Source organism: Sphingomonas rhamnosi, from assembly GCF_036663615.1.
GTDB lineage: Bacteria > Pseudomonadota > Alphaproteobacteria > Sphingomonadales > Sphingomonadaceae > Sphingomonas.
Genome location: NZ_JAXOJJ010000004.1, coordinates 70753 through 84756, shown reverse-complemented (window position 1 = coordinate 84756; position 14004 = coordinate 70753). Strand labels below are relative to the sequence as shown.

15 protein-coding genes and 1 pseudogene are annotated in these 14004 nt (G+C 67.9%); 2 read left to right on the top strand and 14 right to left on the bottom strand.

Translation table 11 applies throughout. From position 1 onward, the window contains the following. Window positions 1–9 precede the first annotated feature (9 nt). The 13 genes from recO to U1701_RS09940 form a co-directional block, all read right to left on the bottom strand. A complete protein-coding gene (gene recO, locus U1701_RS10000) occupies window positions 10–741 on the bottom strand; it encodes a DNA repair protein RecO (RefSeq protein ID WP_332782422.1) in 732 nt (243 codons plus the stop codon). Between the two features lie 97 nt (window positions 742–838). Beyond that, complete coding sequence (locus U1701_RS09995; RefSeq protein ID WP_332782421.1) at window positions 839–1729, bottom strand: GNAT family N-acetyltransferase; 891 nt, start codon at window positions 1727–1729, stop codon at window positions 839–841. After that, window positions 1726–2676, bottom strand: a complete 951-nt coding sequence (locus U1701_RS09990; RefSeq protein WP_332782420.1) for a polysaccharide deacetylase family protein — start codon at window positions 2674–2676, stop codon at window positions 1726–1728. Before U1701_RS09990 ends, U1701_RS09995 begins: the two co-directional genes overlap by 4 nt. 238 nt (window positions 2677–2914) lie before the next feature. Next, window positions 2915–4840 carry an excinuclease ABC subunit UvrC gene (gene uvrC, locus U1701_RS09985; protein WP_332782419.1) on the bottom strand — a complete coding sequence of 642 codons (1926 nt, stop codon included), beginning with the start codon at window positions 4838–4840 and terminating at the stop codon, window positions 2915–2917. A gap of 300 nt (window positions 4841–5140) precedes the next feature. Further along, window positions 5141–5461: a DMT family transporter gene (locus U1701_RS09980; protein WP_332782418.1), complete on the bottom strand. Its 321-nt coding sequence runs from the start codon at window positions 5459–5461 to the stop codon at window positions 5141–5143. A 159-nt stretch (window positions 5462–5620) separates the two neighbouring features. After that, complete coding sequence (locus U1701_RS09975) at window positions 5621–6244, bottom strand: F0F1 ATP synthase subunit B family protein (protein ID WP_332782417.1); 624 nt, start codon at window positions 6242–6244, stop codon at window positions 5621–5623. Then, window positions 6237–6731, bottom strand: a complete 495-nt coding sequence (locus tag U1701_RS09970; RefSeq protein WP_332782416.1) for a F0F1 ATP synthase subunit B family protein — start codon at window positions 6729–6731, stop codon at window positions 6237–6239. The genes U1701_RS09975 and U1701_RS09970 overlap by 8 nt, the downstream gene beginning before the upstream one ends. Window positions 6732–6798: 67 nt before the next feature. Further along, window positions 6799–7026: a F0F1 ATP synthase subunit C gene (locus U1701_RS09965; RefSeq protein WP_055873230.1), complete on the bottom strand. Its 228-nt coding sequence runs from the start codon at window positions 7024–7026 to the stop codon at window positions 6799–6801. Between the two features lie 39 nt (window positions 7027–7065). Next, window positions 7066–7824 (bottom strand): F0F1 ATP synthase subunit A, encoded by a 759-nt coding sequence (locus tag U1701_RS09960; protein WP_332782726.1) that lies wholly within the window; start codon window positions 7822–7824, stop codon window positions 7066–7068. Window positions 7825–7899: 75 nt separating this feature from the next. After that, window positions 7900–8220, bottom strand: coding sequence for an AtpZ/AtpI family protein (locus U1701_RS09955; protein ID WP_332782415.1), 321 nt, complete (start codon window positions 8218–8220; stop codon window positions 7900–7902). Between the two features lie 242 nt (window positions 8221–8462). Further along, entirely contained in the window at window positions 8463–8834 is a 372-nt protein-coding gene (locus U1701_RS09950) for a YdbL family probable chaperone protein (protein WP_332782414.1), read from the bottom strand. After that, window positions 8834–9010, bottom strand: coding sequence for a YnbE family lipoprotein (locus U1701_RS09945; RefSeq protein ID WP_332782413.1), 177 nt, complete (start codon window positions 9008–9010; stop codon window positions 8834–8836). Before U1701_RS09945 ends, U1701_RS09950 begins: the two co-directional genes overlap by 1 nt. Before the next feature lie 47 nt (window positions 9011–9057). Then, the gene (locus U1701_RS09940) at window positions 9058–12171 is read right to left on the bottom strand and encodes an intermembrane phospholipid transport YdbH family protein (protein ID WP_332782412.1); all 3114 of its coding nucleotides are present in this window, start codon (window positions 12169–12171) and stop codon (window positions 9058–9060) included. Window positions 12172–12262: 91 nt separating this feature from the next. On the opposite strand from U1701_RS09940, the gene U1701_RS09935 reads away from it, so the two are divergent. Continuing rightward, window positions 12263–13090, top strand: coding sequence for a JAB domain-containing protein (locus tag U1701_RS09935; RefSeq protein ID WP_332782411.1), 828 nt, complete (start codon window positions 12263–12265; stop codon window positions 13088–13090). A gap of 66 nt (window positions 13091–13156) precedes the next feature. Next, a pseudogene (locus U1701_RS09930) lies at window positions 13157–13447 on the top strand (JAB domain-containing protein); the annotation flags it as partial. An 86-nt stretch (window positions 13448–13533) separates the two neighbouring features. Here the strand turns inward: U1701_RS09930 and U1701_RS09925 are convergent. Next, window positions 13534–14004: an EF-hand domain-containing protein gene (locus U1701_RS09925; protein WP_332782410.1), complete on the bottom strand. Its 471-nt coding sequence runs from the start codon at window positions 14002–14004 to the stop codon at window positions 13534–13536.

The window sequence follows — 14004 nt, the reverse complement described above, 5'->3', positions numbered from 1 at the left end:
GCGCGCGCGTCACGCAACCGCCCTTTTCAGCCGGTCGACCAGCCGCTCACGCGCCGCCAGCGTCTCCGCACGTCGGTCGACCAGGATGTCGCGCGCCAGGAAATGCCCGGTCAGCCGTAACCCGTCGAAGATGTCGCTCCATTCGGCGGCACCGCCGGTGCGGACGAACGCGGGCAACGGCAGCAGCTTGGCCTCGTACCCGTGCGCCGCGCCGCGCCCGACCGCGGCACCGCTGCGCGGGCTGACGAAGTCGAGATCCGCGGTGGATCCACTCGCGACGCAGGTCTCCAGGTCGAGCCCGAACCCCAGTTCCGCCAGCAGCAGAAGTTCGTACCGCACCAGCGCTGCCGCCCAGCCCCGCGCCGACGGCGCCGCCTCGATCGCGTCGAGCACGCCGCCCAGCGCGTCGTACACCCGCGGATAGGTCTGCGCTTCCGGCAGTGCGGTCGCGGTCAGCGCGGTGGTCCATTCGAGCGCCGCGGCGGCGAGCGGCTCGCCGTGCAGCGCGGCGCGGCTATGGACCAGCTCGACGGTCAGCGACGCGAGCTGCTCGCCGGTCCGCGCGCGCCATTCGCCCTGGATCGTGTTGGCGGCCTGCAGGATCGGCCGGATCGCCCGCGACCGCCCGCCGCGGACATAGCCGGGCTGCACGCCGTCGTTCGGCGTCAGCGCACGCACGATCGCGCCGTGCTCGCCATGCTGGCGGACGGCGACGACGATGGCGGACGTGCGCAGGTGCATGCCGGCATGATAGACAAAAGCGGGGCCGGGCGCGCCATCTTGTTCTCCCGCGAAGGCGGGAGCCCAGCCTGTGCCCCGCCTTCGCGGGACACAAGGGTTACCGCCGCACCCGCTTCGCCAATCGCTGCAATCCCGGATGCGCCACCGCGCGCTTTGCCCGCGCCATCGCCCCGTCGAACGCCCCAAGCGCCACCATCAGCGCCCGGTTCGCCAGCGTCGGCCGCAGCAACAGCACGTCGACGCATGCCGTCCCCCCGCTAGCGAACTGGCGTTTGTGCTGCCCCTCGCCCTCGGTGAAATCGAACCGCGCGAACCGATCGCCGAACAGCGCGCGCATCGCCTCAAGCTGCATTACCGCACCGGGCGACAGATCGCCATGCGCCGGATCATGCCCGACATGGTCGTAACGCAACGATTCGCCGTCGGCGGTGCAGCACAGATAGGCGACCGGCGTCCCCGCGATGAACAGCAGCCACGCCCGCACCCTGTCTTCGCGCGCCAGCGCCAGCAGCGGTGCGACGTCCTCCGGCAACCCCGACCCCAGCAATCGCTCTTGATACGTCGTCGCCGACACCGCGCGCGCCAGCGGGTGGAACGCCGCGATCTCGGCCGGCGTGCGATAGGCGCGGACGTCGAGCACGCCCCCCGAGGCCGTGGCGAGCTTCTTCGCCTTGCGCTTCAACCCCGACCGCGCGCTGCCCGACAGGCCGGCCAGCCATGCGTCGACGCCGATCCCGAGATCGACGTGATACCGCACATACCGCTGTCGCACGAAGCCCAGCAGCCCATGCCGGTCGACGCTCCCCAGCGCCGCCTCGGGCAGCGACGTTATCAGAAACCCGTCGGCGTCCGCAGACAATGCCGGCAGCGTGGGGACCGTGCCCGACAGCACCACGTCGAGCGACAGCGGCACGCGCACCAGCCGTCGCCGCACCGTGGCCAGCGCCCGCGCGCCGACCTGAAACCGCAACGGCACGGCCGGCGTCATGCCCGTTCCGAGACCCAATTCGACCAGAGCTGCTCCGCCTGCCGCCAGCGCTTGCGCAACCGGTCGGGCGCGAGCGGCGCGTCGTCGCGGTCGAGCGGCAGCGCCGGCCGGTCGGCGAAATGCACCGTCGGCAGCACGTCGCGCATCTCCTCCAGGATCGCGCACAACGCGCGGAAACGGCGGACGTGCACCGTGTTCGCGCGCGTGCCGCGGCGGTTGGCAAGTTCGAACCCATGGCTGACGATCGTCACCACCGCATGCTGCGACACCGCGGCATGTTCGAGCGCGTCATAGCTCTCGCCCGCCGACAACGCACACAGCTGGAACGTACGCAGCCGCCCCGGGCTATCCTCGATCACCGTCACCGGCACCTCGATCACGTCGCGCGCGATCGGTGCGATCTGGCGCGGCGACAATCCAATGCGGCTGACATTCGGCGCCTCGGCACCATTATGGCTACTGTCATAGATGAAACCGAGCGACGCGAGCGCCGCCAGCGTGTCGTCGTTGGCGGCATAGCTGCCCGCGCGGAACGCGATCGGCATCGGCGCCCCCGCCGCGACCAGCAGGTCGCGCGCCTGCGCCAGTAGCGCGGTCTGCGCGGCGAGGTCGTAGTCGTACAGGCTGAACCGCCCGAACGTCGCGCCGCGATCGCCCAGCGTCGCGCCCGCCCAATTGGCATGGCAGTGCAACTGCACCTCCTGCCCTGCGGTCAGGATCGTATCGACCATTCGTTGAACGGGATCGAGCCCGAACACCAGCGCCGGCATCGGATCGACGAAGAAGCACGCCTTCAGCCCATGGCGATTGATCTCGGCGAGCTGATAGCTGAGCCCGACCCCCGCCGGCTCGATCGACCGCGCATAGATCGTATCTTCGTCGAGCCCAGCCGCATGGTGCCGCCACGCGAATTCGGTGTCGACGGTCAGGAAAACGGGCGTTGTCACAGCTGCTTGGCTAGCAGTCGAGAGTGAACATTACGTTGCGCATTATTCACAAAAGCAGCGCGTTCCGTCAGCTCCATCAGACCCCATCCAGGCCCCTTCATCCGTTCGTGCTGAGTAGAGACCGAGTAGCGCCGAAGGCGCGTATCGAGGACTCGTATCGAAGCACAGGTTCCGCGTGCCAAGCTGTCCTTCTACAATTACTCAGGACGAACGGTAAGGGGTGGATCTCCCGCCGCCTTCACCGCGAATGGTAGAAATCATACACCTGCTGCGCGACCGCGGCGGACACCCCCGGCGCCTGTTGCAGATCCTGCAGGCTCGCATTCCGCACCGCGCGGCCGGTGCCGAAATGCATCAACAACGCCTTCTTCCGCGCCGGCCCGATGCCGGGCACTTCGTCGAGCGGGCTCGCGCCGATCGCCTTGCTGCGCTTGTCGCGATGCGCGCCGATCACGAAGCGGTGGACCTCGTCGCGCAGGCGCTGGAGGTAGAACAGCACCGGCGCGTTGACCGGCAGCTGGAAGTCGCGGCCGTCGAGCATGTGGAATATCTCGCGCCCCTCGCGACCGTGATCCGGCCCCTTGGCGACGCCGACCAGGTTGACGTCCTCGATCCCCAGATCCTCCAGCACGCCCCGCGCCGCGCTCAGCTGGCCCTTGCCGCCGTCGATCAGCACCAGGTCCGGCCATTCGCCGCCGTCGCGGTCCGGATCCTCCGCCTGCGCGCGCGCAAAGCGTCGCGTGAACACCTCGCGCATCATCGCGAAATCGTCGCCCGGCACGGTGTCCTTGTTCTTGATGTTGAACTTTCGATACTGGCCCTTGCGGAACCCCTCAGGCCCCGCGACGACCATCGCGCCGACCGCGTTGGTGCCCTGGATATGACTGTTATCATAAACCTCGATGCGGTTCGGCGGTTCGGGCAGGTCGAACAGGTCCGCCACCTCGCGCAGCAGCTTGGCCTGTGTCGTGCTCTCCGCCTGACGCCGCTCGATCGCCTCGATCGCGTTGCGCTTGGCCTGGTCCATCAGCCGCGCGCGATCGCCGCGCTGCGGCACCTGCAGCGCGACCTTGTACCCCGCGCGATCGCCCAGCGCCTCGACCAGCAACGCGCCTTCGGGCAGCTCGCGGTCGAGCAGGATCTGCTTGGGCGGCGGCACCTCCTCATAGAACTGGCCGAGGAAGCTCGTCAGCACCTCGTCCTCGGGAACGTCGTTGGTGTGCTGTGGGAAGAAGCTGCGATGCCCCCAATTCTGCCCGCCGCGGATGAAGAACGCCTGGATGCCGATCAGCCCGTCCTTGCACGCCATCGCGAAGATGTCGGCGTCGCCCACCCCTTCCGCGTTGATCGCCTGCGTCCCCTGGATGAACGTCAGCGCGCGCAGCCGGTCGCGCAGCAGCGCGGCGAGCTCGAAGTCCATGTTTTCCGCCGCTGCCTGCATCTGTGCGCCGAGCTTGGCCTGCACCCCGGTCGACTTGCCGCCGAGGAAGCTCTTCGCGTCCTCGACCAGTTCCTTGTACGCGGCCTCATCGATCCGCCCCACGCACGGCGCCGAGCATCGCTTGATCTGGTACAGCAGACACGGCCGATCGCGCGTCTTGAAGAAACTGTCGGTGCACGACCGCAGCAGGAACAGCTTCTGCAGCGCGTTGAGCGTGTTGTTGACCGACCCCGCACTCGCGAACGGACCGTAATAATTGCCCTTCGCGCGCCGCGCGCCGCGATGCTTCTGCACGCGCGGGAAATCATGGTCGTCGCGCAGCAGGATGAACGGGAAGCTCTTATCGTCGCGCAGCAGCACGTTGTACGCCGGGCGATAGCGCTTGATCAGCTGCGATTCGAGCAGCAGCGCCTCGGCCTCGTTGTTGGTCGTGACGATCGTCATCGACCGGGTCTGCGCGACCATTCGCTGCAACCGCTTGGTCAGCCGGTCGACCTGGACATAGTTCGCGACGCGGTTCTTCAGCGCGCGCGCCTTGCCGACATACAGCACGTCGCCGCGCGCATCCTGCATCCGGTAGACGCCGGGCCGCACCGGCAGCGTGTCGAGCACGTTGCGGATCGCCGCGACGCCCGCCTGGATGTCCGGCGCCTCGCCGCCGCCGCGGACCGCGAACGTGGACTTGTCTTCGTTGAACCGGTCGGGGGAATTGGGGGAGGACATTGCGTGCGATCTAGGGATTGCGGTGACTCAACGCCAGCGGGCGTGGCGGTTCGGAGAAAGCTGGTTCACCCGAAGACGCGAAGAGAAGACTTGGTTCGCGCGGAGGCGCGGAGGGCGCGGAGAAGAAGGGGCCCCCGCCCCAGATCGCCGGAGGCTGCCAACAATTGGAGATGGTCGATACCGCAGTCCCGACCACACCACCTCCGCGCCCTCCGCGCCTCCACGCGAAAAAACCCTTCTCTTTGCGTCTGCTCGGCTCAGCGTGAATCAATCTTCCAGCCCCTCCGGGGCGAAAAAGGGTCAGGCCTGCGCGAACACCTTGGTGCCGACGATCCCCACCACGGTCAGCGCCATGAACGCCGCCTGCACACCGCTGACCTTGTCGCCGAACAGCACGACCCCGCCGATGATCACGCCGATCGCCCCCGCGCCGGTCCAGATCGCATAGGCGGTCCCCGCCGGCAGCCCCCGCATCGCGAGCGCGAGCAGGCCCATGTTCACGAAGCTGAGGATGATCGGCACGCTCGACGCCTGCCAAGTGGCGAGCGTCGCCGCCCATTTCAGGCTCAGCGCCCAACTGATTTCGGTGACGACGGCCACCGCGAGAATGATCCAGGACACACAAATCTCCAACGGGCTCAGGTTGGAGATACAGCCGCCGGAAACCCGGGAAGAGACGGCCGTCAAAACTATTGCTGTTCCACCGCGAAGCGGGGGTCCAGGATTGCAGGCGGTGCATTACGCGACCCTGGACCCCCGCCTTCGCTGGGGAACGGGAACTCAGTTCGGCCGGCCCAACCCCGAGATCGCCCGGTCGACCATCGCGTGATCGCTGTCCGCGCCATGATGCTCGGCGATCAGCAGACCCGCTGCCTTCGCGGCGGCTTCCGCCGCCCGCGCACGCACTTCGGCGATCGCGGCGCGCTCGGCGGCGGCGATCTTGTCCGATGCCATCTTCGCGCGGCGCTCCATCAGGTCCTCGGCACTCGCCTTGGCCTTCGCGATGATCGCCGCGGCATCGTGATGCGCGTGCGCACGCATCGCTTCGGCCTCGACATGCGCCGACTGGGCCTTCGCCTCATATTCGGCGCGCAGCGCTTCGGCTTCGGCGCGCAGTGCCTTGGCCTCGTCGAGCTGGACGCGGATCGTGGCGATCCGGCCGTCGAGCATCCGGCCGATCATGCCGGGCACCTTCTTCCACAGCATCAGCGCGATCACGATCAGCGCCGCCGCCGCGACCCAACCGGTCGAGGTGAGGCCGAGAACGTTGTCAACCGGGTCGACGACGTGATGCGCGCCGCCGGGCGCGGTGGTGTGACCCTGCAGCCCTTCGTTGTCCGCAGAACCCTGGGGCGCCATGCCCTCGGCCGAAACGACCTTGGCGGGGGTGTCGGGATTAGCCATGCGCCATCGTCCTACGCACCGCATCGCTCGCGGCATCCAGGCTGACCTGGAGACCCGCGACCTTGGCGGTCAGTTCCTGTGCGACCTCCGCCGCGACGCCCTGAAGGTTCAGTAGCGCCTCGGTCTTGGCGTTCGCGACCGCAAGATCGTGATGCCCCAGCCGCTCGGCCAGTTCGACATCGGCGGCGTGAACCTGCTGCTCGAACGTCGCGGTTGCCTTCTTGGCGGCGGCGGCGGTCTCGGCCTGCGCCGCGGCACGCGCGCCGTCCATCTCGGCATGCCAATCGTCCTGGACCTTGTCGGCCTGGGCGCGCGCGGCTTCCGCTGCTGCCAGATCGCCGGCGATCCGCGCTTCACGCGCGTCCACCGTGGACACGATCTTCGGTACCATCGCCTTGCCGATCCCGAAATACAGGATGCCAAAGGTGATGAGCAGCCAGAAGATCTGCGACGCGTAGGTGGCGGCTATCTGGGAAATCTGAGGCATTGGGCGTCCCTAAAGTCGCGAAAGTCACATGGTCGACCGGACGGGATAGTCCGGTCGACCAGGCAAATCAGGCGACGAACACCAGGATGATCATCGTCACGAACGCGAGCAGACCGAGAAGCTCGGCGGCCGCGAAGCCGATGAACAGACGGCCCTGCTGGCTGTCCGCCGCGCCCGGGTTGCGCAGGGCGCCGGCGAGGAACTGGGCGAACACGTTGCCCACGCCCAGTGCGGCGAGGCCCATGCCGATCGCGGCCAGACCGGCACCGATCATCTTTGCTGCTTGTGCGTCCATGTCGAAAACTCCCTTGGTAAATCAGTAGGTTAAGAAAACTTAGTGCAGGTTGACCGCATCGTTCAGATAGACCGACGTCAGCAGCGCGAACACATAGGCCTGGATCGCGGCGACCAGCAGCTCGAGCAGCGTGATCCCGATCATCAGGACGAAGCTCGGCAGGCTGACGATCGCGACATAACCCGGGCCCATGTTGATGCCGTTGATCACAAATGCGGCGAGCACCTTGAGCAGAATATGCCCCGCGGTCATCGCGACGAACAATCGCAGACCGAGCGAGAACGGCCGCACCAGAAAGCTCATCAGCTCGACCACGAAGATCAGCGGGATCATCAGCGCCGGCGTGCCGCTCGGCACGAACAGGCTGAAGAAGTGGAAGCCGTGCTTGCCGAAACCGACGATCAGCACGATCGCGAAGCTGATGATCGCCAGCACGCCGGTGACGGTCATGTGGCTGGTCACGGTGAACGGGTGGACGCCCGGCACGATGCCGAACGGCAACAGACCGATGATGTTCGCGAACAGGATGAACATGAACAGCGAGAAGACATAGGGCACGAAGCGCTTGCCCGCCGGCCCGATGTTCTGCGTCAGCATGCCCGAGATGAACCCGGTGAAGCCCTCGACCGCCATCTGCCAGCGCCCGGGCACCAGATCGCGCTTCATGCCGCCGATCATGAACGCCCATAGCGCGACCAGCGTCACCACCATCCACAGAGCGGAATTGGTGAAGGACAGGTCGTAACCACCCACGATCCAGTGCGAGCCGAACGCCGGCTCGATCAGGAACTGGTGCATCGGATCGATCTTGCCGCCCTGTTCTGCCGCTGCCGCCACGTGGAATCCCTGCCGTCTGAAACGACAAACGCCCGGTTACTCCGGGCGTTCGCCTGAAATTCGAATGATCTGCCTGAACGCGACCGCGATTCCTAGGAACAGCAGCACGATCAGCCCCCATGGCTCAGTGTGAAACCAGCGGTCAATCAACCAGCCGATCAGCGCACTGCCGACGAGACTCCCGATCAGCGCGGAAATGACGCGATTGCCTTGCGAGTATCCCCGCTCGGCGTTCGGTCCTCCCCGCCCCGTCTTGAGCGTCTCTCGTCCACGCGCTTCCCTCAACCGCTCGTCGAGCGCGGAAAGTCGTGGATCGTCAACACCCTGGGGGTCCTGTCCGGGTTCGATCTCCGCCACGCACTACCCCTCATCTAGTATCGACCGGGGAGAGACGCGCAGCGACGAGCGATCCCGCCAAGGCGCGGCCCGTTTAGAAAGGGGGGGTGCTCAAGTCAACCGGTGTGACGGAAGTGTCATGCTTCGGAACTCTCCCCACCCTGGAAGGGAGGGGTCGGGGGTGGGTCGGCTTGGGGTGCCCGCAGCGCTCCTCTCGGGCCAACCCACCCCCAGCCCCTCCCTTCCAGGGAGGGGAGCAGATACTAGACACACCGCGAATCACGTTCCGGCGCCGCCGCACTCCGTGTCTTCCAAACCCCGTCCGGCGTCTTGTACTTCTCGCCGGCGGACGTCTGCACAATCAGGTTGCAGCCGCTGGTGAACGCCAATTGCTCGACCGTTGCGCCGCTCGCCTGCGCCTTCGCAGTGTACGCCGCTTTGCGCTGGATGTTGATGTTGTTGACCAACGCACGCAGATCGCCGCTCGCGGCGCCGACCAGCCCCAGATAGCCATCGGGCTGCTCGCCGACCTCGCCGCCGGCGCGCGCCGCGGCATAGGCCGGATCGCGCTGCGCCGCCGCCGCGCTCGACAGGCCGGCCAGAGCGATCATCGCGGCAACCAAGACCTTGTTCATCAGAATATCCCCGGATTCTGCTGGATCAGCGACTTCGCCTCGCCATCGAGACGATAGACCACTTCCTGCGTCACGTTGATGTTGAGATTGATCACGATCGGCTTGTCGGGTGCCGACACGTTGACGCAGCCCGACAGGGCGACGGCGGTCAGAACCGGCAGGATCATCCTCTTCATCATACCCAAGATCGGTGCTTGCTCCAACTTCTGCAATCCTGTTTCGGTCATGGCACGATCTCGCTTGCTTGAGGCTGAACGGGCGGCGTCGGCGTTTGCCGTTCGAGCAACGCGGGCAGGTTGCGCGCGATCAGCCGCTTGGGGTCGTAGAAGCTCTGCGCCGAATCGAGCAGTCCGCGAAACGGCGCCTTGATCCGGATGTTGAACACGAACGGCAGTTTCTGCAGCCGGCGAATCACGAAGTTCGATTTCGCCCCCGCGCCCTGGCTGACGCCCTCGAACCGCACGTCGGTGACCATCTCGCCCGCGAGCGGCCCGTTCATGCCGACGCTGAGCGTCTTGTAGCGCAGCGACTTCAGCGCCTGGAACGCGATGTTGCTCCACAGCCCGAGGTCCTTCTGGCTGAGGTCGCCGACATAGGCGATCGTGCCGCCGCCCGCGCGCACGCGCAGATCGCCGCCTTCGATCCGCCCACCGCTCTGGTCGAAGATCATCGGCAGCACGCCGTCGAAGATCCCGGTGGCGTTGAGGTTCTTGAAATCGAACTGCTGCAGGAACTGATCGGCGGCCATGTTGGCGATGTGGAAGGTCATCCGCCGCTCGGTCGGCGCCGAGAAATCGAGCAAGGTCGGGTCGAGCGTCAGCGTGCCGCCCGCGAACGGCCACTGCCCGCCCTCCACCTGCACGCGTGCACCGGGCAGCGTCTGGTAGCGGACCGTACCGTCATTCACGGGGATGCCGGGGTTGAGGGTACGGATCGTCGCGACCTGGCCGGGGGCGCTCTGCAATGCCAGCAGGTCGGTGAAGCGGATTTCGCCGGCAATCCCGGTCACCGGGCCGAACGCCGCGGCGAGGTCGGTGCCCGCGGTGCGGAACACGCCGGTGCTGGTGACGCCCGCGGGGGTCCAGCCGATATGCCCCTCGCCGCCGATCGACCCGTTGACGTCCGCGATCACGCCGAACGTCAATGGCGTCAGCATCTCGGGTTGCAGCGCACCCTTGGCGAAGGCGATTGCCGGCACCGCCAGATCGGCCTGCCCCGCGCCCGCACCGAGCGCATGGACCAGCGTCACGTCGGCGACCTTCACGTCGCGCGTCGGTTCGAACAGCGTCCCCGCCGCGGCAATCGTGCCGTTGACCAGCGACAGCGTCACGCCGCGCGCGGCCAGCGGCTTGAACCGTGCGGTCGCCGCCGCATCGGACACGCCCATCGCGCCCGTCAGTCGCAACGCGCCGCCCGCGAGCGTCCAGTCGCCCTGCGCCGCGCCGATCAGCAGCGGCACGTTGGCGATCTGCCCCGCCCCGCCGTCAAAACTGCCCGCCAGGCCTGCCGCGTTCATCCGCCCCGCGACCCGCGTGAAATCGAGCCGTGTCACGCGCCCCGGGGCGCCGATTCGCGTGCCGACGCCCTCCACCACGAAGCCACGGTTCGCCAGTGTCAGCGTCGCGCCCGAGGCCACCAGCGCGATCGGGGTCGTGCCGATCCGCCCCGACAGCGCCGCCTGGGCAATCCGCACGCCACCAGCGATGCCGCGGCGATCCACTCGCAGCAGCGCGCCGTCGACCGGGCACACCGCAAGCCGCCCCGGTGCGAGCACCAGCCCCGACACAGCGACCCGCCGAAACGCGAGCGGCGCGCACATCGTGTTGACCACCAGCCGCGTGCCGCCGTCCCAGTTCGCCACCACCGGCAACGACATATCGTCGACACGCCCGTCGCCGATCGGACCGCTGAGCGTCGCGGTGGTGCGGATCGCGGTGGCGCCACCCGGGGTCGCGCTGAACGTCACCGGCGTCAGCGCGAGGCGGGCGCCGCCCGCGGCATAGGGGCTCAGTCGCGCGACTCCGCGAATCGCCGCTCCGGCGCGCGCCTGCGCCAGCGACACGCGCCCCTCGGGCAAGCCACCGCCGCGCAGGGTCACCGCGGTATCGAGTCGCACGCCGCCCGCCGGCCACCCGATCGTCACCCCGCTGCCGCCCGCCAAATCGACCCGCGCGCCGCTCGCCGCCGCGAGCGATAGGCGCGATACCACCGCCGATCCCTTGCCCCCGGCCATCCGGACCGCGACCGCGCCCTCGCCACCGAAGTCGCGTGCCGCCGTCACCATGGCGCGCGCCGCCGCAGCCGCCAGCGGTGCGACAGGCGTTCCCGCCGCCGATGCGTCCAGCGCGGCGACCTTCGCCACTATAGCAGGCGCGACCGCGGCGTTGTTCGCGCGCACCGTCCCGTCGAACCGAGACTCGTGCCCGATCCGGTAGGCCCCCGCGAGTTGCAGCCGTGCCGTACGCCCTGCTTCGGCACGCACGGCTGCGCCGGTCAGGTCCAGCGTGCCCGCGGTCGCTGCGGCGTTGCCGTCGAACGCCACCGTTCCTGCCAGCCGGTGCGCCGTCACGCCGGGCGCGCGGACCGCCCCGCTCGCCAGGCTCGCCTTGCCGCGCCAGTGATCGAGCGCGGCGGACAGGGTGACATCGAGCGTCGCCGCGACGGCGTTCGCGATCGCGGTCCCGCAGGACAGGGTCGCGGCGCGGACCGGTCCGAAGATCGTTGGGCGGTCGGCGTCGATCCGTACCCGTACCGCGGCCGTAGCTCCCGTCGCGACGCATCCGCCGGTCGCGAGCCGGTCGCTGACCGCCGCCAGCGTGCCGCGGAACCCGTCGTTGAGCACACCAGACCCGGCCAGCTTCAGCCCGACCACCCCCTGCGGCGTCTCCAGCCGCATCCGCGCATCCGCGACGTCGACATCGAGCGCGGGCAGCGCGAACGGCCTGCCCGAGGGCGCCGGCAACAACCGGTCGATCGCGCCGAGCGTCACCTTGCCGTTCACCAGCCGCCCGCGCAGCCGCACGTGCCCCGCCCGAACGCCCGCCAGATACGCGCCCGACAGGCCAATCCCGGTCCGCGTCTCGACCCAGTCGGCGACCAGATCGGGGTTTGCCGGATCACCGAGCACGACGTTGGTCAGCCGCTGCCCCGCCAGCCCGAAATCGGCGATGGCGTACCGCGCCGGAACACCCGCGCTGGCCAGTTCGCGGTCGATGAAATGTCTGGCGATCGGCCGGCGCGCGACCCACAGCGCGGCCAGCACGACCAGCGGGAGGGCAAGCAGGATCCAGACGCGTCGGCGGCGGGGACGTACCCCTGTCTCGCTCGTCTCGCTCACCCACCCACTCCATTACGCGTCGCGTCGAGCATAGGCGGTACCGGCCAAGACATGCAATTGCACCACCCGCGCGCGGTGCTAGCATCGCCGCATGGCCGATAACGACGCCCCCGACGACAAGACCGGTCACCGCGCGCGGCTGCGCCAGCGTCTCGCGCGTGGCGGGGACGCACTGCTGGACCATGAACTGATCGAATATCTGCTCGCCCTCGCGATCCCCCGTCGCGACACCAAGCCGCTCGCCTATGCGCTGTTGCGCGAGTTCGGCGGTATCGGGGGCGTGCTCACCGCGGATGGCGAAGCGCTGGCGCGCGTACCCGGCATGGGCGAAACCGCGACCGCCGCGATCAAGATCGCGCATGCCGCGGCGATCCGCCTGCTGCAGGCCGACGTCGCCGCGCGGCCGGTGCTCGCCAACTGGCAGGCGCTGCTCGATTACCTGCGCGCCGACATGGCGCATCACGCGATCGAACGGTTCCGGGTGCTGCATCTCAACAAGTGGAAACCGGTTGTATGCGTTTTTTGCGGACTATCGGCGGATGGCCGCTCACGCCCACTTGCGGACATTAGCCAAGCGTCTCAATCTGCGGTGATGAGCAGGGTAGACATACAGCGCGACGCCGCACCTGAGATCGTGGCGGACGTCAGGATGTATGAGACGGCAAACGGCGGCAGGGCGGCTCCCGCCGCGCCCGGTTGGGCCTGTCCGGTGATGGTGTCGGATATCGAGCCGCTATTGGGCTTTGACGCGCTCCCGCTACTGCGGGACCAAGCGCTTGAACCCGGCGAGTGCCGACGCTTGGGTTTTGTGTTTTTGTCGCCCGAAGAGGCGGTAGCGGCCATCGAGAAAGCGGGCCGCTTCTATCTTTGGGAAGGTCGGTTCGTTGGCGAGGCGACCGTGGTTGCGAACGGCAGCTAACCCCCAGATTCGGACGTTCGTGTTCCGCATGTTCCATCACATGCGCCACTTCCCCTCCGCCTGATGTGGGTCAACACCCGGAACATGCTGATCCGCGACGAGGTTATGAGCGAAGGATCGATCGACCAGGCCGCGGTCTATGTCCGCGAGGTGATCCGCCGCGCGCTAGAGATCGGCTCGGCGGCGATCATCCTGGTCCACAACCACCCGAGCGGCGATCCCGCCCCCAGCCGCGCCGACATCGAGATCACCCGGACGATCGCGGAGGCGGGCAAGCGGCTGGGCATCGCGGTGCATGACCATATCGTCATGGGCACCAGCGGCCATGCGAGCTTGCGCGGCCAAGGGTTGATCTAATCCGCGCCTCTACGAAGGTCGGCTCTCACGCAAAAGGCCGCCGGGCGCGAACCCGGCGGCCATGTCGGCATCTTGAAGCGGGGCGATTAGCCCTTCGACAGGAACCCGGTCAGTTCGTCCTTCGAGACCGACTTGCTCTTGTCGGTATCCGCCTGCACGAACGCTGCGGTGTTGAACTTCTTGACCGCGGGACTGTCCGCCTTGGTGCTCGGATCCGACTTGACCTTGAGCGCGGTCATCCAGTCGCCGAATTCGGCAGAGCTCAGCGTACCGTTGGTGTCCTTGTCATAGGTCGGGAACTCGGCGTCGACGATCTGTGCGACCTGACTGCCCGTCGCGGGCTGCTCGGCCGGGGCGGCCTGCGCGGGTGCAGCAGGCGCCGGTGCGGCCGCCTGCGGGCCTGTTGGTACCGGATTCGCAGTCGTCGCGGGCGCGGTCTGAGCAACCGGGGCGGTCGCGGTAGCGGGTGCCGGATTCGCGCCAGTCTGCGGTGCGGTCTGGGCAATGGCTGGGGCGGCGATGATCATCGTACCGGCCAGCAAGATAGGGTTCAACAT

Bases quoted from the DNA above. Each gene is read 5' to 3' on its own strand.
- recO (WP_332782422.1), bottom strand. From the start codon at position 741: ATGCACCTGCGCACGTCCGCCATCGTCGTCGCCGTCCGCCAGCATGGC.
- U1701_RS09995 (WP_332782421.1), bottom strand. From the start codon at position 1,729: ATGACGCCGGCCGTGCCGTTGCGGTTTCAGGTCGGCGCGCGGGCGCTG.
- uvrC (WP_332782419.1), bottom strand. From the start codon at position 4,840: ATGTCCTCCCCCAATTCCCCCGACCGGTTCAACGAAGACAAGTCCACG.
- U1701_RS09975 (WP_332782417.1), bottom strand. From the start codon at position 6,244: ATGGCTAATCCCGACACCCCCGCCAAGGTCGTTTCGGCCGAGGGCATG.
- U1701_RS09970 (WP_332782416.1), bottom strand. From the start codon at position 6,731: ATGCCTCAGATTTCCCAGATAGCCGCCACCTACGCGTCGCAGATCTTC.
- U1701_RS09965 (WP_055873230.1), bottom strand. From the start codon at position 7,026: ATGGACGCACAAGCAGCAAAGATGATCGGTGCCGGTCTGGCCGCGATC.
- U1701_RS09960 (WP_332782726.1), bottom strand. From the start codon at position 7,824: ATGCACCAGTTCCTGATCGAGCCGGCGTTCGGCTCGCACTGGATCGTG.
- U1701_RS09950 (WP_332782414.1), bottom strand. From the start codon at position 8,834: ATGAACAAGGTCTTGGTTGCCGCGATGATCGCTCTGGCCGGCCTGTCG.
- U1701_RS09945 (WP_332782413.1), bottom strand. From the start codon at position 9,010: ATGAAGAGGATGATCCTGCCGGTTCTGACCGCCGTCGCCCTGTCGGGC.
- U1701_RS09935 (WP_332782411.1), top strand. From the start codon at position 12,263: ATGGCCGATAACGACGCCCCCGACGACAAGACCGGTCACCGCGCGCGG.
- U1701_RS09925 (WP_332782410.1), bottom strand. From the start codon at position 14,004: ATGTTGAACCCTATCTTGCTGGCCGGTACGATGATCATCGCCGCCCCA.